24 protein-coding genes are annotated in these 22,565 nt (G+C 63.2%); 14 read left to right on the forward strand and 10 right to left on the reverse strand.

The window, feature by feature from the left end; all coding sequences use genetic code 11:
• From BBX50_RS07265 to BBX50_RS07275, 3 genes are all read left to right on the forward strand, one after another.
• The coding region (locus BBX50_RS07265; protein ID WP_065774652.1) for an electron transfer flavoprotein subunit beta/FixA family protein at positions 1-519 on the forward strand (519 nt) is incomplete at its 5' end.
• Positions 520-542: 23 nt separating this feature from the next.
• Entirely contained in the window at positions 543-1,472 is a 930-nt protein-coding gene (locus BBX50_RS07270) for an electron transfer flavoprotein subunit alpha/FixB family protein (RefSeq protein WP_065774653.1), read from the forward strand.
• A 151-nt stretch (positions 1,473-1,623) separates the two neighbouring features.
• Positions 1,624-2,496, forward strand: coding sequence for a 3-hydroxybutyryl-CoA dehydrogenase (locus BBX50_RS07275; protein WP_065774654.1), 873 nt, complete (start codon positions 1,624-1,626; stop codon positions 2,494-2,496).
• Positions 2,497-2,560: 64 nt separating this feature from the next.
• On the opposite strand, the gene BBX50_RS07280 is transcribed toward BBX50_RS07275, so the two are convergent.
• Entirely contained in the window at positions 2,561-3,202 is a 642-nt protein-coding gene (locus BBX50_RS07280; protein WP_065774655.1) for a Pr6Pr family membrane protein, read from the reverse strand.
• Between the two features lie 110 nt (positions 3,203-3,312).
• Entirely contained in the window at positions 3,313-3,984 is a 672-nt protein-coding gene (locus BBX50_RS07285; protein ID WP_065774789.1) for a TlpA disulfide reductase family protein, read from the reverse strand.
• A gap of 26 nt (positions 3,985-4,010) precedes the next feature.
• Between BBX50_RS07285 and argH the strand changes: the two genes are divergently transcribed.
• The 4 genes from argH (at position 4,011) to BBX50_RS07305 (ending at position 9,905) form a co-directional block, all read left to right on the forward strand.
• Positions 4,011-5,414 carry an argininosuccinate lyase gene (gene argH / locus BBX50_RS07290; RefSeq protein ID WP_065774656.1) on the forward strand — a complete coding sequence of 468 codons (1,404 nt, stop codon included), beginning with the start codon at positions 4,011-4,013 and terminating at the stop codon, positions 5,412-5,414.
• A 114-nt stretch (positions 5,415-5,528) separates the two neighbouring features.
• Entirely contained in the window at positions 5,529-5,723 is a 195-nt protein-coding gene (locus BBX50_RS07295) for a lipoprotein (protein ID WP_065774657.1), read from the forward strand.
• A 72-nt stretch (positions 5,724-5,795) separates the two neighbouring features.
• On the forward strand, positions 5,796-7,064 hold the full coding sequence (lysA, locus tag BBX50_RS07300; protein WP_065774790.1) for a diaminopimelate decarboxylase: 1,269 nt from the start codon (positions 5,796-5,798) through the stop codon (positions 7,062-7,064).
• 207 nt (positions 7,065-7,271) lie between these two features.
• Positions 7,272-9,905: a TIGR02302 family protein gene (locus BBX50_RS07305; RefSeq protein ID WP_065774658.1), complete on the forward strand. Its 2,634-nt coding sequence runs from the start codon at positions 7,272-7,274 to the stop codon at positions 9,903-9,905.
• 115 nt (positions 9,906-10,020) lie between these two features.
• Here BBX50_RS07305 and BBX50_RS07310 read toward each other — a convergent pair whose 3' ends face one another.
• From BBX50_RS07310 to BBX50_RS07320, 3 genes are all read right to left on the reverse strand, one after another.
• Positions 10,021-10,380: a response regulator gene (locus BBX50_RS07310; RefSeq protein ID WP_065774659.1), complete on the reverse strand. Its 360-nt coding sequence runs from the start codon at positions 10,378-10,380 to the stop codon at positions 10,021-10,023.
• Positions 10,381-10,598: 218 nt separating this feature from the next.
• Complete coding sequence (gene hpt, locus BBX50_RS07315) at positions 10,599-11,144, reverse strand: hypoxanthine phosphoribosyltransferase (RefSeq protein ID WP_065774660.1); 546 nt, start codon at positions 11,142-11,144, stop codon at positions 10,599-10,601.
• Between the two features lie 63 nt (positions 11,145-11,207).
• Positions 11,208-11,876, reverse strand: coding sequence for a hypothetical protein (locus tag BBX50_RS07320; RefSeq protein ID WP_065774791.1), 669 nt, complete (start codon positions 11,874-11,876; stop codon positions 11,208-11,210).
• Between the two features lie 309 nt (positions 11,877-12,185).
• Here BBX50_RS07320 and ftsE point away from each other — a divergent pair, with 309 nt between their 5' ends.
• From ftsE to BBX50_RS07340, 4 genes are all read left to right on the forward strand, one after another.
• Positions 12,186-12,845 carry a cell division ATP-binding protein FtsE gene (gene ftsE / locus BBX50_RS07325; protein WP_065774661.1) on the forward strand — a complete coding sequence of 220 codons (660 nt, stop codon included), beginning with the start codon at positions 12,186-12,188 and terminating at the stop codon, positions 12,843-12,845.
• A complete protein-coding gene (locus tag BBX50_RS07330) occupies positions 12,838-13,860 on the forward strand; it encodes an ABC transporter permease (RefSeq protein WP_065774662.1) in 1,023 nt (340 codons plus the stop codon). The genes ftsE and BBX50_RS07330 overlap by 8 nt, the downstream gene beginning before the upstream one ends.
• A 97-nt stretch (positions 13,861-13,957) precedes the next feature.
• Entirely contained in the window at positions 13,958-14,656 is a 699-nt protein-coding gene (locus BBX50_RS07335) for a YdcF family protein (RefSeq protein WP_065774663.1), read from the forward strand.
• Positions 14,657-14,782: 126 nt separating this feature from the next.
• Entirely contained in the window at positions 14,783-15,574 is a 792-nt protein-coding gene (locus BBX50_RS07340) for a 1-acyl-sn-glycerol-3-phosphate acyltransferase (RefSeq protein ID WP_065774664.1), read from the forward strand.
• On the opposite strand, the gene BBX50_RS07345 is transcribed toward BBX50_RS07340, so the two are convergent.
• A complete protein-coding gene (locus BBX50_RS07345; RefSeq protein WP_065774665.1) occupies positions 15,565-16,116 on the reverse strand; it encodes a gamma-glutamylcyclotransferase in 552 nt (183 codons plus the stop codon). The two genes, BBX50_RS07340 and BBX50_RS07345, sit on opposite strands and share 10 nt — an antisense overlap.
• 203 nt (positions 16,117-16,319) lie before the next feature.
• Here BBX50_RS07345 and BBX50_RS07350 point away from each other — a divergent pair, with 203 nt between their 5' ends.
• The gene (locus tag BBX50_RS07350; RefSeq protein WP_065774666.1) at positions 16,320-17,330 is read left to right on the forward strand and encodes a DUF2125 domain-containing protein; all 1,011 of its coding nucleotides are present in this window, start codon (positions 16,320-16,322) and stop codon (positions 17,328-17,330) included.
• Between the two features lie 50 nt (positions 17,331-17,380).
• Here BBX50_RS07350 and BBX50_RS07355 read toward each other — a convergent pair whose 3' ends face one another.
• The 3 genes from BBX50_RS07355 to BBX50_RS07365 all read right to left on the reverse strand — a co-directional run bounded on the left by BBX50_RS07355 (position 17,381) and on the right by BBX50_RS07365 (position 20,318).
• Positions 17,381-18,304, reverse strand: coding sequence for a prephenate/arogenate dehydrogenase family protein (locus BBX50_RS07355; protein WP_065774667.1), 924 nt, complete (start codon positions 18,302-18,304; stop codon positions 17,381-17,383).
• Entirely contained in the window at positions 18,304-19,410 is a 1,107-nt protein-coding gene (gene hisC, locus BBX50_RS07360; RefSeq protein WP_065774668.1) for a histidinol-phosphate transaminase, read from the reverse strand. The genes BBX50_RS07355 and hisC overlap by 1 nt, the downstream gene beginning before the upstream one ends.
• A 143-nt stretch (positions 19,411-19,553) precedes the next feature.
• A complete protein-coding gene (locus BBX50_RS07365) occupies positions 19,554-20,318 on the reverse strand; it encodes a class I SAM-dependent methyltransferase (protein WP_139108308.1) in 765 nt (254 codons plus the stop codon).
• An 82-nt stretch (positions 20,319-20,400) separates the two neighbouring features.
• Here BBX50_RS07365 and gloB point away from each other — a divergent pair, with 82 nt between their 5' ends.
• The gene (gene gloB / locus BBX50_RS07370; protein WP_065774670.1) at positions 20,401-21,171 is read left to right on the forward strand and encodes a hydroxyacylglutathione hydrolase; all 771 of its coding nucleotides are present in this window, start codon (positions 20,401-20,403) and stop codon (positions 21,169-21,171) included.
• A complete protein-coding gene (locus tag BBX50_RS07375) occupies positions 21,171-21,605 on the forward strand; it encodes a cupin domain-containing protein (RefSeq protein WP_065774671.1) in 435 nt (144 codons plus the stop codon). The genes gloB and BBX50_RS07375 overlap by 1 nt, the downstream gene beginning before the upstream one ends.
• 9 nt (positions 21,606-21,614) lie before the next feature.
• On the opposite strand, the gene BBX50_RS07380 is transcribed toward BBX50_RS07375, so the two are convergent.
• Positions 21,615-22,505 carry an EamA family transporter gene (locus BBX50_RS07380; protein ID WP_065774672.1) on the reverse strand — a complete coding sequence of 297 codons (891 nt, stop codon included), beginning with the start codon at positions 22,503-22,505 and terminating at the stop codon, positions 21,615-21,617.
• Positions 22,506-22,565 lie beyond the last annotated feature (60 nt).

Genomic DNA, 22,565 nt, shown 5'->3' on the forward strand with positions numbered 1-22,565 from the left:
ATGGGTGCTGACCGCGCCATCCTGGTCGAGACCGAAGACCAGGTCGAGCCGCTCGCCGTCGCCAAGATCGTCAAGGGCGTCGCCGAGGCCGAACAGCCGGGCCTGATCATCGTCGGCAAGCAGGCGATCGACGACGATTCGAACCAGACCGGCCAGATGCTGTCGGCGCTGCTCGGCTGGGCGCAGGGCACGTTCGCCTCCAAGGTCGAGATATCAGATGGCAAGGCAACGGTGACGCGCGAAGTCGACGGCGGCCTGCAGACCATCGACATCAAACTGCCTGCGGTCGTCACCACCGACCTGCGTTTGAACGAGCCGCGCTACGCGTCGCTGCCGAACATCATGAAGGCGAAGAAGAAGCCGCTCGACAAGAAGTCGCCGGCCGATTTCGGCGTCGATACGTCCGCCCGCCTCAAGGTGCTGAAGACCGAGGAGCCGTCGGGCCGCAAGGCCGGCATCAAGGTCAAGTCGGTCGCCGAGCTCGTCGAAAAACTCAAGACCGAAGCCGGCGTATTGTAAGTTCAGGAAAGGGAGATTTCATCATGGCCATTCTTCTTCTGGCTGACCACGACAGCAACCACCTTTCCGACCAGACCGCCAAGGCGCTGAGCGCCGCCTCCAAGATTGGCGGCGAGGTGCATGTGCTGGTCGCCGGCGCCGGCGCCAAGGCGGCGGCCGAACAGGCCGCGAAGCTTGCAGGCGTCGCCAAGGTGCTCGTCGCCGACGACGCCTCGCTTGCCAACAACCTCGCCGAGCCCTTGGCAGCCCTGATCGTTTCGCTTGCCGGCAACTACGACACGATCGTCGCGGCTGCGACCTCGGTCGGCAAGAACGTCATGCCGCGCGTTGCAGCGCTGCTCGACGTCAGCCAGGTTTCGGAAATCATCGAGGTCGTCTCGTCCGACACTTATCGGCGCCCGATCTACGCCGGCAATGCCATCCAGACGGTGCAGACGACGGAAGAAAAGCGCGTCATCACCGTGCGCACCGCCTCCTTCGCGTCTGCTGCCGAAGGCGGTTCGGCAACGATCGAAACCGTCTCGGCTGCGGCCAACCCGGGCCTCTCTTCCTTCGTCGCCGACGCGCTGTCGTCGTCCGACCGTCCGGAACTGACCTCGGCCAAGATCATCATTTCCGGCGGCCGCGCGCTCGGCTCGTCGGAAAAGTTCCAGGAAGTGATCCTGCCGGTGGCCGACAAGCTCGGCGCTGCCGTCGGCGCATCGCGCGCCGCCGTCGATGCCGGTTATGCCCCGAACGACTGGCAGGTCGGTCAGACCGGCAAGGTGGTGGCGCCCGATCTCTACATCGCCTGCGGCATCTCCGGTGCGATCCAGCACCTCGCCGGCATGAAGGACAGCAAGGTCATCGTCGCGATCAACAAGGACGAAGAGGCGCCGATCTTCCAGGTCGCCGACTACGGCCTGGTTGCCGATCTCTTCGAGGCTCTGCCGGAGTTGCAGAAAGCGCTGTAAGTCCAAATCAATGCCACCCGCCGCACCCATGAAAAGGGCTGGCAAAAGCGCGGACTTGGCATTAACAATCTACCGGGCCGGCCAAACCGGCCCGGTTTGCATGTCTGATGGCGGCCTTGCCGCCAACTCTTGAAGATGGAAGTTCGCCGCGATGATCAAGACGGTCGGAATTATCGGTGCTGGGCAAATGGGCTGCGGCATTGCGCATGTTTCGGCAATCGCCGGATACAAGGTCCAGATCTACGATCTGGCCGCTGACCGGATTGAAGCAGGGCTTGCCACCGTCAACGGCAACCTCGCCCGCCAGGTATCCTCCGGCAAGATGACCGACGAGGCCCGCAAGGCGGCCCTGGCGCTGATCAAGGGCTCGACCGATATCAACGACCTGTCGCAGGCTGACCTCGTCATCGAAGCGGTCACCGAAGACGAGACGATCAAGCGCAAGATTTACGGTCAGGTGTGTCCGATCCTGAAGCCGGAAGCGATCCTCGCGACCAACACGTCGTCGCTGTCGATCACCCGCCTGGCCTCGGCGACCGATCGCCCCGAGCACTTCATGGGCATCCACTTCATGAACCCGGTTCCGGTCATGAAGCTCGTCGAACTCGTGCGCGGCATCGCCACCGACGAACAGACCTTCAAGACCGCCAAGGAATTCGTCGCAACGCTCGACAAGACGGTAACGGTCGCCGAAGACTTTCCGGCCTTCATCGTCAACCGCATCCTGCTGCCGATGATCAACGAGGCGATCTATACGCTTTACGAAGGCGTCGGCAGCGTCGAGGCCATCGACACGGCGATGAAGCTTGGCGCCAACCACCCGATGGGCCCGTTGCAGCTCGCCGACTTCATCGGCCTCGACACCTGCCTGTCGATCATGCAGGTGCTTTATGACGGTCTGGCGGACTCGAAATACCGCCCCTGCCCGCTGCTGGTGAAATATGTCGAGGCCGGTTGGCTCGGCCGCAAGTCCGGCCGTGGCTTCTACGATTATCGCGGCGAGGTTCCGGTTCCGACCCGCTAAGACTGCTGCGGCCCCAAGGCCCTGATCAAGACCCGGCGCAACGCCGGGTTTTTTCGTCATGGCTTCAGCGCGCCGGCGCGTCCGGGCGGCGCCAGCCGGCGAGCCCCCAATCGGCAAGCACGAGAAGAGCCCCGACTGCGAGGAAAGCGCCACTGAGAAGCAGGACGCTGCCGGCCAGGGCGACGAGCGCCATCTCTGCCGGATTGAGGAACCAATAGGCATACCAGCCATCGAGACTGCCGCGTGTCAGCGCATAGGCGAAGTAGAGAAGCGGAGGAACGGCAACCCAGGCAACATCCTTGCGGTTCAGGTCCCCGTGGCTGCCGACAAGCCATGTCGCCAGAAACAGAATCGGCGTGATATCGTGCAGCAGATGGTCGGCAACCGCCTGCCAGCCCGTTGGCTGCCAGGTGGACCGAAGCGCTACGGAATAGACGAGGCCGACAAGCACGATCGCGGTTGTGGCCATCAGCCGGCCGCGTGGGGTAGCGAACCGACCATCGGGCCGAAAGACCAGTGCCGCAGAAATGAGAACCACGGCGCAATTTGCAAGGATCGTGAAAAAGCCGAAGAAGCGCCAGACGGCAAAAAGAACCGTCGCGCCATTCGCGGTCATGCTGGAGAGCACGAGCTGCAGCTGGAGGCCGAGCGCTGCACAGGCCACAAGCGCCGTCAGGAGGGCCATTCCCGTCTCGAGCTTTTTCATCACACGCCCCTGCCCCGTTCACCGTCGGGAACAGTGATGGCAGAAAGGCAGCGCGGATTTCAAGTGCCGCCGCCTCAGACGGTGAAGTCGGCACCCGACGGGCGGCGCCCTTAACTACCGGTAGCCGGAGCGAGCGCAGCGCTGATCAGCGCCTTGGCGTCGTCACTGTCCCAGGCGGCCGGACCGTTCATCGAGCCGATAAGGCAGCCCTTGTCGTCGAGCAGCAGGGTTGCAGGAAGGCCAAAGGCAAGGCCTTCCTTCTTCATGTTGTTGAACACGCCCATGGAGGCATCGCGGTAGTAGGCAAGCTCGTGCACCGCAGTCTCGTCGAGGAAGGCCTTCGGCTTCTCATCGTCGCCGACATCGATGTTGATCGCCACGACCTCGAACTTGTCGCTGCCGAGCGATTTCTGCAGGGCGTTCAAGGCCGGCATTTCCTCGCGGCAGGGCACGCACCAGGTGGCCCAGAGGTTGACGAGCAGGGTCTTTCCGGCAAAAGCCGAGACATTGGTCGGCTTGCCGTCGGGACCGTTGAAGTCGAGCGCGATCGGGCGCGGTGATGACGCCGGCGACATGGCGGCGACCTGCCCCTTCATGAACCGCGTCAGAGAGGCGACCTTGGCAGCCGTCAGCGGGCAGCTCGCGCTCGCCGTTTCAGCCGGCTCGCCATTGCCAGACCCCGTCTCCTTCACGTATACCGCTGCCGCACCGACGATCACGCCGAACAGGGCGGCGAGCGCGAACAGTTTCACGGCCGGGGGGGATTTCTTCTGGTCGGGCATTTCATTCTCCAAGGCGGGCATTCTTCATGACTGACGGCAATTCCGAGACGAAATCCTCCAACCAGATGTGGGGCGGTCGCTTTGCCTCGGGTCCGGACGCGATCATGGAGGAAATAAATGCCTCGATCGGCTTCGACAAGAAGCTCTATGCCCAGGATATCCGCGGCTCAATAGCGCATGCGACGATGTTGGCGCATCAAGGCATCATTTCGGCAGAAGACAAAGACAAGATCGTTCACGGCCTCAACACGATCCTGTCAGAAATCGAAAGTGGTGCGTTCGAATTCTCGCGCCGCCTCGAAGACATTCATATGAACATCGAAGCGCGGCTTGCGACCCTCATCGGTCCCTCAGCCGGCCGCCTGCACACCGCCCGCTCGCGTAACGACCAGGTGGCGCTCGACTTCCGTCTCTGGGTCAAGGAAGAGCTGCAGCGGACCGAAAAGGCGCTGACCGGCCTGATCGCCGCCTTCCTCGATCGCGCCGAGGAACATGCCGAAACGGTCATGCCGGGCTTCACGCATCTGCAGACGGCGCAGCCCGTCACCTTCGGCCATCATTGCATGGCCTATGTCGAGATGTTCGGCCGCGACCGCTCGCGCGTGCGCCACGCCATCGAGCACATGGACGAAAGCCCGATCGGCGCCGCAGCACTTGCCGGCACCGGCTTCCCTATCGACCGGCACATGACCGCCAAGGCACTCGGCTTCACCGGCCCGACCCGCAACTCGATCGACACCGTTTCGGACCGTGACTTCGCGCTCGAATTCCTGTCGATGGCATCGATCACCGCGACGCACCTCTCGCGCCTGGCCGAAGAGATCGTTATCTGGTCCACGCCGCAGTTCGGCTTCATCCGCCTGTCGGACGCGTTTTCGACCGGCTCCTCGATCATGCCGCAGAAGAAGAACCCGGACGCGGCCGAACTGGTGCGCGCCAAAACCGGCCGCATCAACGGCTCGCTGATCGCGTTGCTGACCGTCATGAAGGGCCTGCCGCTCGCCTATTCCAAGGACATGCAGGAAGACAAGGAACAGGTCTTCGACGCCGCCGAGAGCCTGGAACTGGCGATTGCCGCCATGACCGGCATGGTGCGCGACATGACCATCCGTGCCGACCGCATGAAGGCGGCAGCCGGCTCCGGTTATTCGACCGCAACGGATCTCGCCGACTGGCTGGTGCGCGAGGCGGGCCTGCCCTTCCGCGATGCCCACCATGTCACCGGCCGCGCCGTGGCACTTGCCGAACAGAAGGCCTGCGAACTCTCGGAGCTTTCGCTTGCCGACCTGCAGTCGATCCATGCCGCCATCACAGAAAATGTGTTCGACGTGCTGACGGTCGAGGCTTCCGTTGCCAGCCGCACGTCGTTTGGCGGCACGGCCCCCAACGAAGTGCGCAAGCAGATCGCCTGGTGGCGCGCCCGCAACTAGGCCATCCGCTCCCAAGCCTGCGGGCAGTTTCCGCCCGCAGAAACAGGGTGCACAAGTGCCTGAAAAATCGGTAAGACATCGCACCTGCATCAGTTCCCGCGAAGGAAAATCACGATGACATTCACGAAGGCGGCCCGGCTTGCGCTTCTGCTGGCGATCCCCGGGCTGGTTCTTGTCGGTTGCGGACGCAAGGGCGACCTCGATCGTCCCGGCTCGACCGCACCGATCAATACCAAGGCGCCCGCCGGAACCGTCGAGCAAAAGGAAAAGGCGGATGACCGCCCGTTCCTGCTCGACCCCCTTCTCTAGTTGAAATTACGCAATTCCCAACGGAAACCGCTTCACACTTTCCTGGAATTGCCCAAAACCGAGCGTCTTGCCGTGAACCACTTTCAGTACCGCGACGGAATTCTCTATGCCGAAGACGTGCCGGTGACCGACATCGCCCGCGCCGTCGGCACGCCCTTCTACTGCTATTCGACCGCGACGCTCGAGCGCCACTACACGGTCTTTTCCCAGGCCTTCTCGGATGTGGACGCGATGGTCTGCTACGCCATGAAGGCCAATTCCAACCAGGCGGTGCTGAAGACGCTGGGCAACCTTGGCGCCGGCGTCGATGTCGTCTCCGGCGGCGAACTGCGCCGCGCGCTTGCGGCCGGCATTCCGGCAAGCCGGATCATGTTCTCCGGTGTCGGCAAGACGCCGCAGGAAATGGACCTGGCGCTCGAAGCCGGCATCTATTGCTTCAACGTCGAGTCCGAACCGGAACTCGAAGTCTTGAACCAGCGCGCCGTGCGCGCCGGCAAGCGCGCCCATGTCTCCTTCCGTATCAACCCTGACGTTGACGCGAAGACCCACGCCAAGATCTCGACGGGCAAGAAGGAAAACAAGTTCGGTATTTCCTGGGAGCGCGCCCGCGCCGTCTACGCCCATGCGGCCACGCTGCCGGGTATCCAGGTGACTGGCATCGACATGCATATCGGCAGCCAGATCACCGAGCTTCAGCCCTTCGACGACGCCTTCAAGCTGCTGCGCGAACTGGTCGATACGTTGCGCTCCGACGGCCATGCGATCGACCACGTCGATATCGGCGGGGGCCTGGGCATTCCCTACAAGGACGACAATAACCCGCCGCCGCTGCCCGATGCCTATGCCGAGATCGTCAAGAGCCAGCTGCAGTCACTCGGCTGCAAGATCGTCACAGAGCCCGGCCGACTGATCGTCGGCAATGCCGGCATTCTCGTAACCGAAGTCATCTATGTGAAGGATGGCGGCGACAAGACCTTCGTCATCGTCGACGGCGCGATGAACGACCTCATCCGCCCGACGCTCTACGAGGCCTATCACGAGATCCGCCCGGTTCGCATCTCCGCAGCCAATGCGCCGCGCATCCGCGCTGACGTCGTTGGGCCGGTCTGCGAGACCGGCGACTACCTGGCACTCGATCGCGAGATGGCGATGCCGAAGCCCGGCGATCTCTTCGCCATCAGCTCAGCCGGGGCCTATGGCGCCGTCCAGGCCAGCACCTACAACTCCCGCCTGTTGATCCCGGAAGTGCTGGTCAAGGGCGATCGTTTCCACGTGGTTCGACCGCGCCAGGATTACGATGCCCTGATCGGCCTCGATTCCGTTCCGGACTGGCTCGACTGATCCAGCCCGCGCCAAGCGACGACAATCTGTGGATCGGCCATCCGGACGATCACGATTGTGTTTGCGCCCTCGTCTTCGCCACAAACGATGGTATCCTGAGCGCCAGCGGGATAAGCGAAACTGTGCGCCGTTTTCCGGAAGCATGTCGCTTTTATTATACTGGTCAGCCACGCGCGTTGATGGGCGACCGAAAGGAAACTTGGGCGGATGACGCAATTCCGGCAGGATGAAACGCCACAACCGAAGCCGTTTTCGAGAATTCTGGGGCTGAAGAGATGGCTGGCGCGCGCAGTTCTGGTCGCCGAGCAGCTTCTGCCGCGCATCCTGCTGCCCGGCTCCATCGCGCTTCTGTTTCTCGCCTTCGCCTGGCTCGGCTTCTTTCGCGTGGCGCCGTTCTGGCTGCATGCCGCAGTGCTTTTTGCCTTCGCGGTCGGTTTCCTCGCGGCCCTCGTTCCCGTAACGCGGATCCGCCTGCCCGCAAGCGCCGATGCCGATCGCATGCTGGAGGAGCGCAACGCGCTGCCGCATCAGGCAATCCGTGTTCAGGACGATCGCCCGGCAACCGACGACCCCTTGGGCGAAGCGCTGTGGCGCGAACACCAGGCGCGCATGGCGCGTCTGATCGGCGCCCTCGATACCGGCTTGCCGCGCCCCGATATCGCCCGGCACGACCCCTTTGCACTGCGCACGGTCCCTGTGCTTCTTGCCTGCCTCGCCTTCGCCTATTCCTATTCCAACCGCGCGGGACTGCTCAGCGATGCGTTGCGGTTGCCGCAGGCGTCGGTCGAGACGGCCAACATCCGCATCGACGCCTGGGTGACGCCACCGCCCTATACCGGGCGCGCGCCGATCTTCCTCACCGGCAAACCGGGGGCCACACCGACGGCCGAGGACACCGGAACCATCACCATTCCCCAGTTCAGCGATCTGACGGTCCGCATCACGGGTGCCGGCCCGGATGAGATCGTCCACTATGCGGAGACTGGCGCGGCCGAACCAATCGCCATTCCAGCGGCCGGTGAGACGGCCAAGGAGGCACAGCCCCAATCAAAGGCTGCCGGCAACGCCGCTCAAGACACCGTGCGCAGCCCGAACGCCGTGCGCAATCACGTCTACAAGGTCGTCAAGGACGGCGAGCTCGTCGTCGGAGGCCAACGCTGGGCTTTCAAGATTACTCCGGATGGCGTGCCGCAGATCGCCTTCGACGGCATTCCGCGGCCGACCGTCAATGCGGCGCTGGAAATTGCCTTCGTCGCGACCGACGACTATGGCGTCGCCCAAGCCTGGGCCGAGATCAAGCCGCTCGATCAGGCCGCCGAGGGCGCGCGGCCGCTCTACCCGCTGCCGGAGTACCGGCTTGACCTGCCGCGTCGCAACGCACGCGAAGCCAAGGGCACAACCAGCCGAAACCTCAGCGAACATCCGCTTGCGGGCAAACGTGTGCAGGTCACGCTCGTTGCCCGTGACGCTGCCGGACAGGAGGGCCGTAGCCCGCCACAGGACATGATCCTGCCCGCCCGCCAGTTCCTGCAGCCGCTCGCCGGCGCGGTGGCCGAGCAGCGCCAGGTCTTCGCACTCAATGCCAATGATCTGCCGCGCGCCATCGACCTCAACGACGCCGTCGCCTCATTGGCCGAAGAATGGATTCCGAACCTCACCCATTTCCTGCTGTTGAAATCGGCGCGCACGCGCATGGCGCTCGCCTACAATGACGACATGCTGCGCGATGCCGCCGGATACCTCTGGGAGATTGCGCTTGGCATCGAAGACGGCGACCTGTCGCTTGCGGAGCGGCGTTTGCGTGAAGCCCAACAGGCGCTGTCGGATGCCTTGGAGCGAAACGCGTCCGACCAGGAAATCGCCAAGCTGATGCAGGAACTGCGCCAGGCGATGCAGGAGTACATGCAGGCGCTCGCTCAGCAGGCGATGAAAAATCCGCGCATGACCGGCAAGCTCGATCCAAACAACATCATGCGTCAGCAGGATCTCGAAAAGATGATGGATCAGATCGAGAACCTGGCGCGATCAGGTGCACGCGATCAGGCGCGCCAGATGCTGTCAGAGCTGCAGCGCATGATGAACAATCTGCAAGCCGGCCGCGGCCAGCAGCAGATGGGCGAGCAGAACGACGCCATGCGCCAGCAGATAGACAAGCTCGGCAAGCTGCTGCAGCAGCAACAGCAGCTGATGGACGAGACGTTCAAGCTCGACCAGGCTCTGCGCGACCGGATGCAGCGCGGCGACCCGCTGCAAGGTGAAGACAACGAGCTTTTCGGTCAGGAAATGCCACAGGAGCCCGGACAGCGCAGCGATCCGAATGCTCAGCCCGATCCGCTCGACGGAATGACGGCCGAACAGTTGAAGGATGCGCTGAAGCAGCTGAAGGAGCAGCAGGACGCCCTTGGCAAGCAGCTTGGCGAGCTGAACCAGAGCCTGGAAAGCATGGGCATCAAGCCGGGCAAGGGTTTCGGCGACGCCAAGCGCGAGATGGAAGGCGCCTCCGGTGCGCTCGGCAAGGGCCAGGGCGAACAGGCCGTCGGCAACCAGGGCCGCGCGCTGCAGGCGCTCCGCGAGGGCGCCCAGGACATGATGAACCAGATGCAGGGCCAAGGTCAGGGCCCCGGCATGGGCATACCGCAATATGGCCAGAACGGTCGTGATCCGCTGGGCCGACGGCAGCAGAATTCCGGCCCGGATTTCGGCGACCAGGTCAAGGTTCCCGACGAAATCGACTCGCAACGTGCCCGGCAGATCCTCGAAGAAATCCGCCGCAGGCTTGGCGACAGCCTGTCACCGGAAGCGGAGCGTCAGTATCTCGAGCGCCTGCTCGACATGCGGTAAGCAGCCGGGTTCGGTCTCACCGATGAGATCACAAGCGGCAGCATGCCGCTTGTCGCTTGCGCGCGTCGGCGCGCCCTGCCGCGTTCTCAACGATCGGTCGCCAACCCGGGTTGCGTCAGGCAGCCAGCGCCAGTGCCACGGCCTTGCGGATATCGGGAAGAGAGAAGGGCTTGGAAATGACGTCGACGATCTTGTCGGTGAGGTCGTCGGCCCGTTCACGTTGCTCGGCATAGCCGGTCATCAGCAGGATTTTCATCGCCGGAAAGGCGGCTGAGGCCTGGTGTGTGAGCTCTATGCCATCCATGACCGGCATGCGAATATCGGAAAGCAGAAGGTCGAAGGCTTCGGCCTTGAGGCACGCAAGGCCGTCGGCGCCATCGCCCGCCTCGACCGTCTCATGGCCATCGAGCCGCAAGGCCCGCGCGACAAAGGAACGCAATGCATCCTCGTCCTCGGTAATCAGGATCTTCGCCATCATGGCCTCCGCGTTCGCTTCCGAGTCCGGCGTTCACACCAGCACCCGCACCTGATCCAAATGTACAGCGCGCGTGGGTCAACGGGACGCGCTGCGCTGCAGCACCGCGGATCCATGACGAATCACAGGCGGTACGCCCCAAAACAACCAGTTTTTCGTTTGTGTTCGGTAAACGCGGAACGACCGGATTTCAGGGCAGGCGCCCCGAAACGGTACACTTACTCGGCATCGCCGGTGACAACGCCGACAAAAGGCAGCTCGCGGAAGGCATAGGCCACGTCCATGCCATAGCCGACGACGAAATGATCGGGGCATTCGAAGCCGACATAATCCGCCTCGAGTTCGACCTTGCGCTTGACCCGCTTGTCGAGCAGCACCGCAATCGTCACGTTGCGTGCACCGCGCTCGTACATCAGTTCCTTGGCGAAGCGCAGCGTGCGTCCGGATTCGAGAATGTCGTCGATCAGCAGCACGTCGCGCCCGTGCACATCGCTGTCGATGTCCTTGGTGATCTTGACGCCCTGCGAGACGGTGCCGGTGCCATAGCTCGACAGCGTGATGAACTCGACTTCCGGCGCAAGACCTGCCGAATGCATGGCACGGATCAGGTCGGCGGCAAAAATGAACGAGCCCTTGAGCACCGCGATCACCAGCAGGTCCTTGTGCGGACCGTCGACGATCATGTCAGCAAGCTCGTGGTTGCGTGCAGCGATCGTCTCTGCCGTGTAAAGGGGCTCGATATTCTTACCGCGAACGACGGGCATCAAGGCTTCTCCAGCGTTTCATCCGGAAGACCAGCGCCTTCCCATGCGCGCCGCTTAGCACAATCAGCGCGGCGAAACACCGTTTTCGGCGAAGGAAACCGTTACATCGGGCATTTTTCCACCTGCATAGGGCAGTCTTGTCATGAAATGACGGCTCTCCCCGGGCGCAATGGCCGCGCCTTCCGGCATCACCCGCGTGGCCGTGACCTTGCGTCCGTTCGCGGCGATCTCAACCACGACGAGCGGCAATCGCTGCTCGGCAGCAGAGCGGTTGTCGATCGAGCCGTAAACGGAAAGCACCCGCATGCCGCCGGAATAGTCGAGTGCGCTCGTAATACCTGATATCGCCAGAGGCTGGACATCAGCCTGCCCGTTGCCGGCGAAACCCACGATCATCAAAAAGGACGCAAGCGCAAAACCTGCCACCAGACCGGCAAAGCGGCGCGCGGGCATATCGCGAAGCCGTGTTTCGGCAAGGCCCATCAGCCGCGTGGCAAGTGAGCTTTGATCCGCCACGACCGTCAGCGTCGGCCGCGCTCGACCGCCCGCCTTCGCATTGTCGTTGAAAACGGGATAGGGCGTTCGGCGCGACGAGGCGGAGATGACTTCGAACTCTGCGTCAACATAATCGGTCCGTCTCGGCGCTGCCGCGCCATCGCGTCCACTGCGCTCAGGCGGCAGGAAGTCGGTATAGGCGCTGGCGCCCGTGGTCTTGCTCCGGAATGCCTGCATGATCATTTCCTCCTGTCCCGCAAGAGGACGCAGCGCCGCTGGCCTGCCCCGATCCGCGAAACCATCGGGCAATGCTCTGACCCCGGCGGTGCAAGAATCTGGGCATTGCATCAAATCTTTCCGACACGTAAACCGGAATGGTTAATGTTTCGGAAAGAGGTCGTGAAAGCGGCACCTTTTCATGAAAAATTAACCGCTGCTTAACCATGGTTCCGGAGGCGGTTTTGCCTTTCGAGGCTGGTCGTCCTATGCGCGGAGGACCGGAACCGGCTGTCGGTTGCAGGACCGCAAGAGAGACTGGGCTGCCGCTTGATTCACTTTGAGAACGTCGGACTGCGCTATGGCATGGGACCGGAAATCCTCCGGGACCTGACTTTCGATATTCCGCGCCGTTCGTTCCAGTTTCTGACCGGCCCTTCGGGCGCCGGCAAGACGACGCTTTTGAAGCTGCTTTTCCTCTCGTTGCAGCCGACACGCGGTCTGATCCGGATGTTCGACCGTAACATTTCGTCGATCCCCCGCGAAGAATTCCCGATGCTGCGCCGGCGCGTCGGCATCGTCTTCCAGGACTTCCGCCTGCTGGATCATCTCACGACCTATGAAAACGTCGCCTTGCCGCTGCGCGTGCGCGGCAAGGAGGAGGCCAGTTACCGCGCCGACGTGCTCGAACTCTTGAAATGGGTGGGTCTCGGAGAGCGCATCAACGTTCTGCCGCCGGTGCTTTCAGGCGGGGAAAAGCAGCGCGCTGCGATCGCGCGGGCGCTGATCGACCGACCGGAGATCCTGCTCGCCGACGAACCGACCGGCAATGTCGATCCGCCGATGGCGCGACGGCTCCTCAATCTCTTCCTTGAACTGAACCGGCTCGGCACAGCGGTGGTGATCGCCACGCACGATCTGTCGCTGATGGATCAGGTGGAAGCGCGGCGCATGATCCTCTCGCAGGGGCGGCTCGACATCTATGAGTGACAGCCGCACCAAGCGCCAGACCAACGCACCCGAGCAGGCCGGAGAGCCGCAGCAACGCCGGACGGAAATGCGTGTGCGGCCGACTGGCCCGATCGTACCCTCGAGCAATGTCTCCGGCCACGCGCTGATGTGCGTCATCGCCATCATGTCGTTCCTGGCATGCCTGACACTCGGCGGCGTCAGCATGGTGAGAGCCACCGCGCAGAGCTGGCAATCGCAGATCTCCCGCGAGATCACCATCCAGATCAAACCCGACGACAGCCTCGACATGGAAAAGGCGCTTGCCGACGCCCGAGATCTGGCACTGACCTTCAGTGGCACGACGGATGGCAAGATCGTCGACCGTGCCGCAACGGCCCGCCTGCTCGAACCCTGGCTTGGCGAGGGCCTCGACCTCGACGAATTGCCGGTGCCGCGGCTTATCATCATCACCATCGACGAGAACAATCCGCCCGATTTCGCCAGTATGCGCAAGGCATTGACCGAGACGATCCCGCAGGCTTTCCTCGACGATCACCGCACCTGGGTCGACCGGCTGGTCGCCATGGCCAACACGACGGCTATGATCGGTACCGGCGTGCTGGCACTCGTGTTCTCGGCCATGGTGCTGACCGTGGTCTTTGCCACCCGCGGCGCGCTGTCGGGCAACCGCCACATCGTCGAGGTGCTGCATTTCGTCGGTGCAGAGGCCGGCTTCGTCGCATCCGAATTCCAGAAGCATTTCCTCAAAATCAGTATCAAGGGTGCCGGCGCCGGCGGCTTGCTCGCTGCCCTATCCTTTGCGCTTGCAGGCTTCTGGCAGTCACGCACACTCGCGACACCGCAGACCGATCAGGCGACTGCGCTCTTCGGTACGTTCACGATCGGCTACGGCGGATATCTCGGCATCGCCGCGATCATCGTCGTCATCGCCATCCTGACGACCTTGACGGCACGCCTTACCGTCATGCGCACGATCTACGAGATCGACCTCATCCGTTCGGACCCGGGACGCACCGACCTCTACCAAAGCTGAACCGCCTGATGTTTCACCGCCTCTCGATCTATTCCTTGCCGCAATCTGCGGCTATGTGAAGAGAATCATGATGGCGCGAGAACTACGCGGGAACGGAATGGCTGGAGGAGGCAAATGGCAGGGCAACGCCGACGACCGCCGGCGACCCCGAAGCGTCTTGCGCAAGATTCTCCGTCGAACCTTCTTTGTCCTGCTCTTGCCGCTTGCGATCCTGGTCGCTGCCTTCCTGAATTTCGCAGACACGGTCGCGTCCTTGCAGCCGCCCACGCATCCCCGGGCCGACGCGATCGTCGTTCTGACCGGTGGCTTCCAGCGTATCGATCAGGCCGTCGATCTCCTGAAAGCCGGCGCCGGCAAGCGACTGTTGATCTCCGGCGTCCATCCGACCACGACCGGCAGCCAGATCCGACGCAACACGCAGAGCTCAGCTGACCTTTTCAAGTGCTGCGTCGATATCGGTCATGAGGCGATCGACACCATTGGCAACGCCACGGAGGCGGCACAATGGATCAGCGATCGCGGCTATACGCGCGTGCTTGTCGTTACCAACAACTACCACATGCCGCGCAGCCTGCTGGAACTTCGCCGCACCCGCCCGGAAACGGAATTTATCCCCTACCCGGTGGTCAATTCCGATCTGAAGACGACGAACTGGCTGCGCAATCCGATGGTGCTGAAAGCCATCCTGCTGGAATTCGGCAAATACACCGTCGCTTCGCTGCGCGATCTTGCCGGCGCGCGCCCGACGAGCGGCTTGCGCACCGACGCCTCACGCGCAACCCCGGCCGAAGAGTAAGGGCACGCAGCTCTTTGCGAGCCGCAAAGTGAAGCGTGACAGTTTTCCTTTGGCACTTATTCGTGTAGGCAGCCATCAACCGGCCTGAAGCGCCAGCACAAGAAATCGCCAACGAGAGCGTGCCTGATGATCGCCTTGCGTTCGATCCTTTTCAACGTGGTTTTCTACGCTAATCTGATCGTGCAGATGATCGTGCTCACCCCGATCTATTTTCTGCTGCCGCGCAAGAAGGCCTGGTTCGTGCCCAAAAACTGGGTGCGCAGCAATCACTGGCTGCTCGAGAAGATCGTCGGCACGACCTTCGAAGTCGAAGGCGTGGAGAATATTCCCGATGTGCCCTACATCTTCGCGCCCAAACACCAGTCCTTCTGGGACGCCTACGCGCTCTTGCCCTGGCTGAGCGATCCCTTCTACATTCTCAAGCGCGAGCTTACCTGGATCCCGCTCTTCGGCTGGTACATCCTCAAGCAGCGCATGGTCCCGGTAAACCGTGCAGCGCGCGGCAGAGCAATGACCGGCGTCATGGATCGCACAAAGCTGGAAATGGCAACCGGCCGCGAGCTCATCATCTATCCGGAGGGCACGCGGCGCCCGCCGGGCGCTCCGCCGGAGTATAAGTACGGGATCGCCCGGCTCTACCGTGATCTGAATGTGCCGGTCGTGCCGGTCGCCATGCATCCCGGCCTTTTCTGGCCGCGCCGCAAGTTCCTGCGTTTTCCCGGTCACTTCAAGGTCCGCATCCTGCCGCCGATCGAGGCCGGCCTGGATCCGGACGCCTTCCTCGCCAAGCTGGTGGAGGTGACGGAGAAGGCCAGCGACGAATTGCTCGTCGAAACCGTGCGGGACAATCCGCATGTGCCGCTGCCGCCGACGGCGGAGCAACGGCTAAAGGAATTGAGGGCGGCAGGTCAGGCCTGAGCGCGCAGTCGCGTTTGCCTCAGCAAGGCGACCACTTCTTCCAGCCAGTGATCGCGGATACCCATCTCCTTGAGGTGGGTCAGCGTGTTGAACACATATTCGCTGTTCGGTCCCGACTTTCCGGTCGAAACGGCGACGATGCCGGCCGCCTCGGAGGTGCTGAGCGCACCGGCATACTGCACATGGTCGCGGTCGATGACGTAGGCAAGTGCCGGCACGCGTCGCCCGTCGGCCAGCGACACCGGCACCGTGCGTTCCTTGTAGACATGCGTCACAAGTTCACGCTCACGCAGATAGTCGATGACGTTTGCCTTTTGCCCGCGCTCGACGCGAAACGCCGTGCCGATGCAGGAGCCGCCGCGATCGAGGCCCAGAACCAGCCCCGGCCGCTGTTCCGTGCCGCGGTGAACCCAGGAATGCACGCAGAGCGAACGGCGAAAACCGAAGGCGCGTGCCGTCAGCTTCTCCTCGAAGACAAAGCCCGGGTTCCACATCAGCGACCCGTAGCCAAAGACCCAAAATTCGTCCATATCCACTGTCATTCAACCCGCGCTGTCTGCTCTCGCCGCCGAATCACGATCGGCCCCCGTGGGACGGTCGGCCATGTCGGTTTCTACGGCACAGCATCTCGGCACGAAAGAGACAAGGTCGTCCTCGTGCACCCGAAGGAAAGAATAGTTTTGCGGATCGACGGCGCCACCCGAAAGGCTGCCGCTATCCCGTATAGAGTGAGGTACCCGCGCCCATGTCGGCAACCGCAGTTTCCAACCCCTCACCGGTCAGCCGGAAATTCCGCTGGCTGACGGCTGGCGTCGTGCTCGTCGCCGGCATCTATTCGGCCGGCTGGTTCCTGGCGGCCGATCAGATCGAAAAGCGGCTGGCGGCGCGCCTCGCCGAAGGGCAAGCGGCAGGTCTCGGCGGCGAATGCGCGAACATGGACGTGCGCGGCTTTCCGTTCCGCATCGGGCTGTTCTGCGACAAGGTGCATCTCGACGACACCCGCCACGGCACGTCAGCCTCCTTCGGAGCACTTAGGACAGCCGCCCAGGTCTACCAGCCCGGCCACGCCGTGATCGAGCTTGACGGGCCGGCCGAGATCCGAGCGTCGCCGGGCCTCAACATTTTCGCCGACTGGACCCTGTTGCATGCGAGCCTGCGTGCGACCCTGTCCGGTGTCGACCGCACCTCACTCACCTATGACAATCTCACCGGCCGGGTGCGCCTGCCCCTTTCGGGCGACGGACTTGGCTTCGGTGCCAGCCACGGCGAACTCCATTTGCGCCAGAACGGTGCCGATCTCGATGCGGCCTTGAGCGTCGACAAGCTCGACCTTCGCCCCGAGGAAGGTCCGAGCTTCGCGCCACCGGCGACCGTCGCTGCGGACCTGACCTTCACCGACAAGGCCGCATGGCTGAAAGCCTCTCCGACGCCGGAGATGTTTCGCGGCAGCAACGGCGAACTGAGGCAGCTCACCCTCGACCTTGGCTCCGGCATGAACGCCAAACTTTCCGGGCCGTTTTCGGTCAACGATCAGGGACTGATCTCCGGCGAATTCTCGCTGACGATGACCAATATCGAGGCTTGGCGGGCCAATCTGGTCACCCTGATCCCCGACGACGCCAACCTCGTCGACAACACCGCGAACATGCTGAAGGCACTGGCCAATGGCAAGAACGAGGCGACGGTGAAACTCAACGTGCGCGACGGCACGGCGTTTCTCGCCTTCATCCCGATCGGCGTGCTGCCGACGCTCTAAACTCTGCTGCATGGCGCTGCGCGCCCCGTTGGACGCACAGCCTTACAGCGTTATTTCTGGTCCATGGCATGCCGGCCGAAGTCCGGCATCGCCGTATCCTGGCCCGCCTGGATGATGGAGCGACGGATCGCACGGGTGCGCGTGAAGAGGTCGAAGAGCTTGTCGCCATCGCCCCAGCGGATCGCCCGCTGCAGATAGGCGAGATCTTCCGAAAACCGCGCCAGCATCTCCAGGATCGCATCCTTGTTGTGCAGGCAGACGTCGCGCCACATGGTCGGGTCGGATGCTGCAAGGCGGGTGAAATCGCGGAAACCCGAGGCGGAATACTTGATGACTTCGGATTCGGTCACCGTCTCCAGATCATCGGCGGTGCCGACGATGTTATAGGCGATGATGTGCGGCAAGTGCGAAACGATCGCCAGCACCTTGTCGTGATGCTCGGCGTCCATCTCCTCGACCATCGAGCCGAGCGTTTCCCAGAAACGCCGCAGCCGCGCGATGGCTTCCTCGTCAGCGCCATCGGGCGGTGTCAGGATGCACCAGCGGCCGCGGAAAAGGCCGACGAAACCGGCGTCCGGACCGGAATGCTCGGTGCCGGCGATCGGGTGCCCGGGCACGAAGTGGACGGTTTCCGGCAGATGCGGCGCCATCTGCGCAATGACGGAGCCCTTGGTCGAGCCGACGTCGGTGACGATCGCGCCAGGCTTCAAATGCGGAGCAATCTCGGCGGCGACGGCGCCGGACGCGCCGACGGGAACCGAGACGATGACGAGATCCGCGTCGCGAACGGCATCTGCCGCCGACAATGTGTAGCGATCGCCGAGCCCGAGCTCCTTCGTGCGCTGCAGCGTCGCCTCGCTGCGCGTGGAGACGACGAGGGTGCCGGCGAGCTGCTTCTCGCGGATTTCGCGGGCGATCGACGAGCCGATGAGGCCAATTCCGATGAGGGCGATCGTTTCAAACTGCTGTGCCATTACTTTCGTCCCATGAATTCGGTCAGCGCCGCAATGACGCCCTCGTTGGCTTCCGCAGAGCCGATCGTCATGCGCAGCGCATTGGGGAAGCCGTAACTGCGCACCGCGCGCAGGATGTAGCCGCGGCTCGTCAGGAAATCATCGGCATCCTCGGCGCGCTTGCCGTCCTCCTCAGGAAAATGGATCAGCACGAAATTCGTGACCGAAGGCGTAACACGGAGGCCGATTGCCACAAGGGCCTCGCTGACGCGCGAAAGCCAGGTGAGATTGTGGTCGACGGCGGTCGCCGCAAACGCCTGGTCGCGGATCGCGGCAGCCCCTGCGGCAATCGCCGGCGCGCTGAGGTTGAAGGGTCCGCGAACCCGGTTGACCGCATCGATCACCTCCACCGGAGCATACATCCAGCCGATCCTGAGGCCCGCAAGGCCATAGATCTTCGAGAAGGTGCGGGTCATCACCACGTTGCGGCTGGCAGAAACGAGCTCCAGACCGGCGGCATAGTCGTTGCGGCGCACATATTCGGCATAGGCGGCATCAAGCACCAGCAGCACGCCTTCGGGCAGACCCGCATGCAGGCGGCGTACTTCATCGACCGGGATGTAGGTGCCGGTCGGGTTGGCCGGATTGGCGAGGAAAACGATCTTGGTGCGCTCGGTCACCGCCGCAAGAATGGCGTCTACATCGACACGCGCATCCTTCTCCTTGACGGTAACAGGCGTGGCACCGGATGCCTGGATCTCGATCTTGTAGACGAGGAAACCGTGCTCGGTGATGATGCCCTCGTCGCCGGGACCGAGATAGGTGCGGCAGACAAGTCCGAGCAATTCGTCGGAACCGTTGCCGCACATGATGTTTGCCGGGTTGAGGCCATGAACGGCACCGATCGCCTCGCGCAACGCCTTGGCCTGGCCATCCGGATAGCGCTCCAGATTGAACGCAGCCGCCTGGAAAGCCTCGATCGCCTTCGGGCTGGCACCGAGCGGCGTTTCGTTCGACGACAGCTTGTGCACCTTGGCGACGCCAGGCGCGTGCTCCTTGCCCGGAACGTAGGCGTCAATATCCAAGATGCCGGGACGCGGCTCGGGGCTCTTCGAGGCAAGGCTCATCGGGTCAGCTTTCTATGGCCATCAAAGTGCTACAGCGACGTTACGAGCCTCGTCAGACACGACGGCGCCATAGCGGGAAAGAGGTCAAGCCATTACCGGCGCAAGCGGGTTTTGTCGAGGGTCCGCCGCGGCCGCGGCATGGCTCATCGGGGAAGACGCGGCCGGTCGCGCGTGCTTGGAACGCCCTGTGGTGCCAGGACAGGCACGAAGACGCGGCGCGACGCCCGTGCCGCGACCGGCAGCCCCTGGTAGAGCCGCTTCTGCGCCTCGACGACAATGACGCCGGAAAAGACCGGCCAGAGCGACCGGCCGAGACGCTCGAAGCCGCGGCGAAGGCGCAGGATCATCTTCAGCTTCGACGGCGGAAAGAACAGCGCCTCCGACGTCGCGCCCGGGGTGAAGTTGGTTTCCCGCAGAAGCGCCGTCAGCTGGCTGCGCGAATAGGGCCGGCCGGAGCCGAAGGGCGTATGCTCCATGCGCGCCCAGACGCCGCGCCGGTTCGGCACCACGATGACGAGACGCCCACCCGGCGCCAGTACGCGCCAGATCTCCTTCATGGTCTCGCGTGGGCTTTCGGCGAACTCCAGCGAATGCACCATCAGAACCCGGTCGATCGAAGCGTCGGGCAGCGGCAATTCCTCGTCGAAGACGAGGGCCGTGGAGGACAGTTCGGCAACCGGCCAGTTCACCGCCCCCTGCCCGGCAGGCATGAAGGCGAAGGTGCGCTCCGTATCCTTGCGGAACCGCTCGAGATAGGGAACGGCGTAACCGAGGCCGACCAGCCGCTCCTCCGGCAATCGCGCCCAGACGGACGAAAGCGCCATGGTGACGGACTGCTCCGCCATCCGGCCGAGCTCGGAGTGATAGAATTCGCGAAGGTCTACGATATCGGTGTGCATTCGCAACATGTTAGCTTCGAAGCGGTAGACTTCAAGGCAAGCCTCGCTACATTCGGCAGCATCTGATCCCGCCTCGACCGGAGGACATGCCATGGCCGCACTCGAACTCGATCTCTTTCTCTGCCGCACCGACAATTTCGGCGTGCTCGTGCATGATCCGGCAAGCGGCAAGACCGCGTCGATCGATGCGCCGGAGGAACAACCCATTCTGGAAGCGCTGGAGCGGCGCGGCTGGACGCTCACCCACATCCTGACGACGCATCACCACGGCGACCACGTGGCGGCCAACGCCGCCCTGAAGGAACGCTTCGGCGCCACGATCATCGGCCCCTTCGCCGAAGCCGCGCGGATTCCCGGGCTTGACAAGGCCGTTCGCCATGGCGAGCGCTTCGACTTTGCCGGCCGTTCCGTCGAAGTGATCGAGACGCCGGGCCACACGGCCGGCCATATCTGCTTCCATTTCCCCGAGGATAAGCTGCTTTTTGCCGCCGACACGCTCTTTGCGCTCGGTTGCGGTCGCCTGTTCGAAGGGACCCCGCAAGCCATGTGGCAATCTCTCGGGCGGCTGATGGCATTGCCGGACGACACTACCGTGTACTTCGGCCACGAATACACGCTCTCCAACGCCCACTTCGCCGTCACCATCGATCCCGCCAATTCCGAGCTCAAGGCGCGGGCCGCGGAAATCGAAGAAACGCGCTCTGACGGCGGCTTTACGGCGCCGACGACTATTGGTCTCGAAAAACGCACGAACCCGTTCCTGCGGGCTGCAGATCCCGGTATCCGCGCCCATCTCGGCATGCGAGACGCGAGCGACGCTGCGGTCTTTGCCGAGATCCGCAAGCGCAAGGACAATTTCTGATGGCGGCGGTCGAGGCGGCAGCGATCATCGAAGCGCTGGGCCTGGCGCGCCACCCGGAGGGCGGCTGGTACAGGGAGACGTTTCGAGATGCGGCCGGCGATGCTCGCAGCCATTCGACCGCAATCTACTATCTGCTGGAGCGCGGTGAACGCTCGCACTGGCACCGTGTCCGCGACGCCGTCGAGATCTGGCATTACCATGCCGGGGCGCCGCTCGAACTCAGCCTTGCCGAGGATGGAAAGCCCTCAGAAATGCTGCGGCTCGGGCCGGACATCTTCAGCGGCGAACGTCCCCAAGGGGTGGTTCCGGCCAATTGGTGGCAGTCAGCGGCATCGCTCGGCGCGTGGACACTGGTCGGCTGCACCGTGGCGCCGGGCTTTGATTTTGCCGCTTTCGAAATGGCGGCTCCCGATTGGCAGCCGCCTGAACGATAGGATTTCCAGCTATTCCGCCGGCTGCGCCGCTGCAGCCTGCTTGCGCAAGATCAGGTCCTTCGCCGCGAGCACCGCGCCGCCGGTCACAAACAGGCAGGCAAGCGCTATGCGCCAGGACGGCTCGGCAAAACCGAACAGGATCAGGATCAGCGTCGACAGCACCGGCGCCGCATAGCTCGATACGCCGAGAAGCTGGATGTTGCCGTTCTTCACGCCGAAATCCCAGGCATAGAAGGCCGCCCCAACCGGCAGCAACCCGAGGCCGGCAACCGCCAGCCACTCGAACGTCGTCGCTGGCCAGACCGTCGTTTCGAGGGCCAGGTGGCAGACGAAAGACAGGATCGAGGTGGCAAGGCAAAAGCCGGTGACAACATCCGTCGAAACCGCCTCGAAGCGGCGCGTGATCAGCGAGTAACCGGACCAGGTGAAGGCACAAAGAAACGCAGCGCCGTAGCCGAGCAGATAGGCATCGTCGAAAGCGACGCCGTTGCGCGCCACGATCAGGATCGTGCCCATGAGCCCTGCGAGCGCACCGGCGATGTGATACCAGCGCAGACGCTCACCCGGCAGCAAGGCGGAGCCGACGACGATCAGGAGCGGCCAGAGATAGGCGATTAGCCCGGCTTCCACCGCCGGCGCGCTGCGAAGCGCCGTGAAATAGAGAAAGTGATAGCCGAACAACCCGGCAATGCCGGTTATCCAGACCTTGGCGGGCTGCCTGAGCAGCGCCATGCGCTCCGGCTTCAACGCCAGCACAACCAGCCCGGGCAAGCTGCCGATCAGAAAGCAGATCGCCGAAAGCTGAAATGGCGGCATCTTGCCCGACGCCGCCGTGAACAGGGCGAGCAGCGACCACATCAGGATCGCGGAAAAGCCGATCAGCGTTGCCTTGAATTTCATAGTCATCCCCCGCGCAGATTTCCCTCCCGGAAATCTGCATCGATAAAATCATCCGGCAGT

This window comes from Ensifer sp. LC11, assembly GCF_001695835.1.
Taxonomy (GTDB): Bacteria; Pseudomonadota; Alphaproteobacteria; order Rhizobiales; family Rhizobiaceae; genus Ensifer.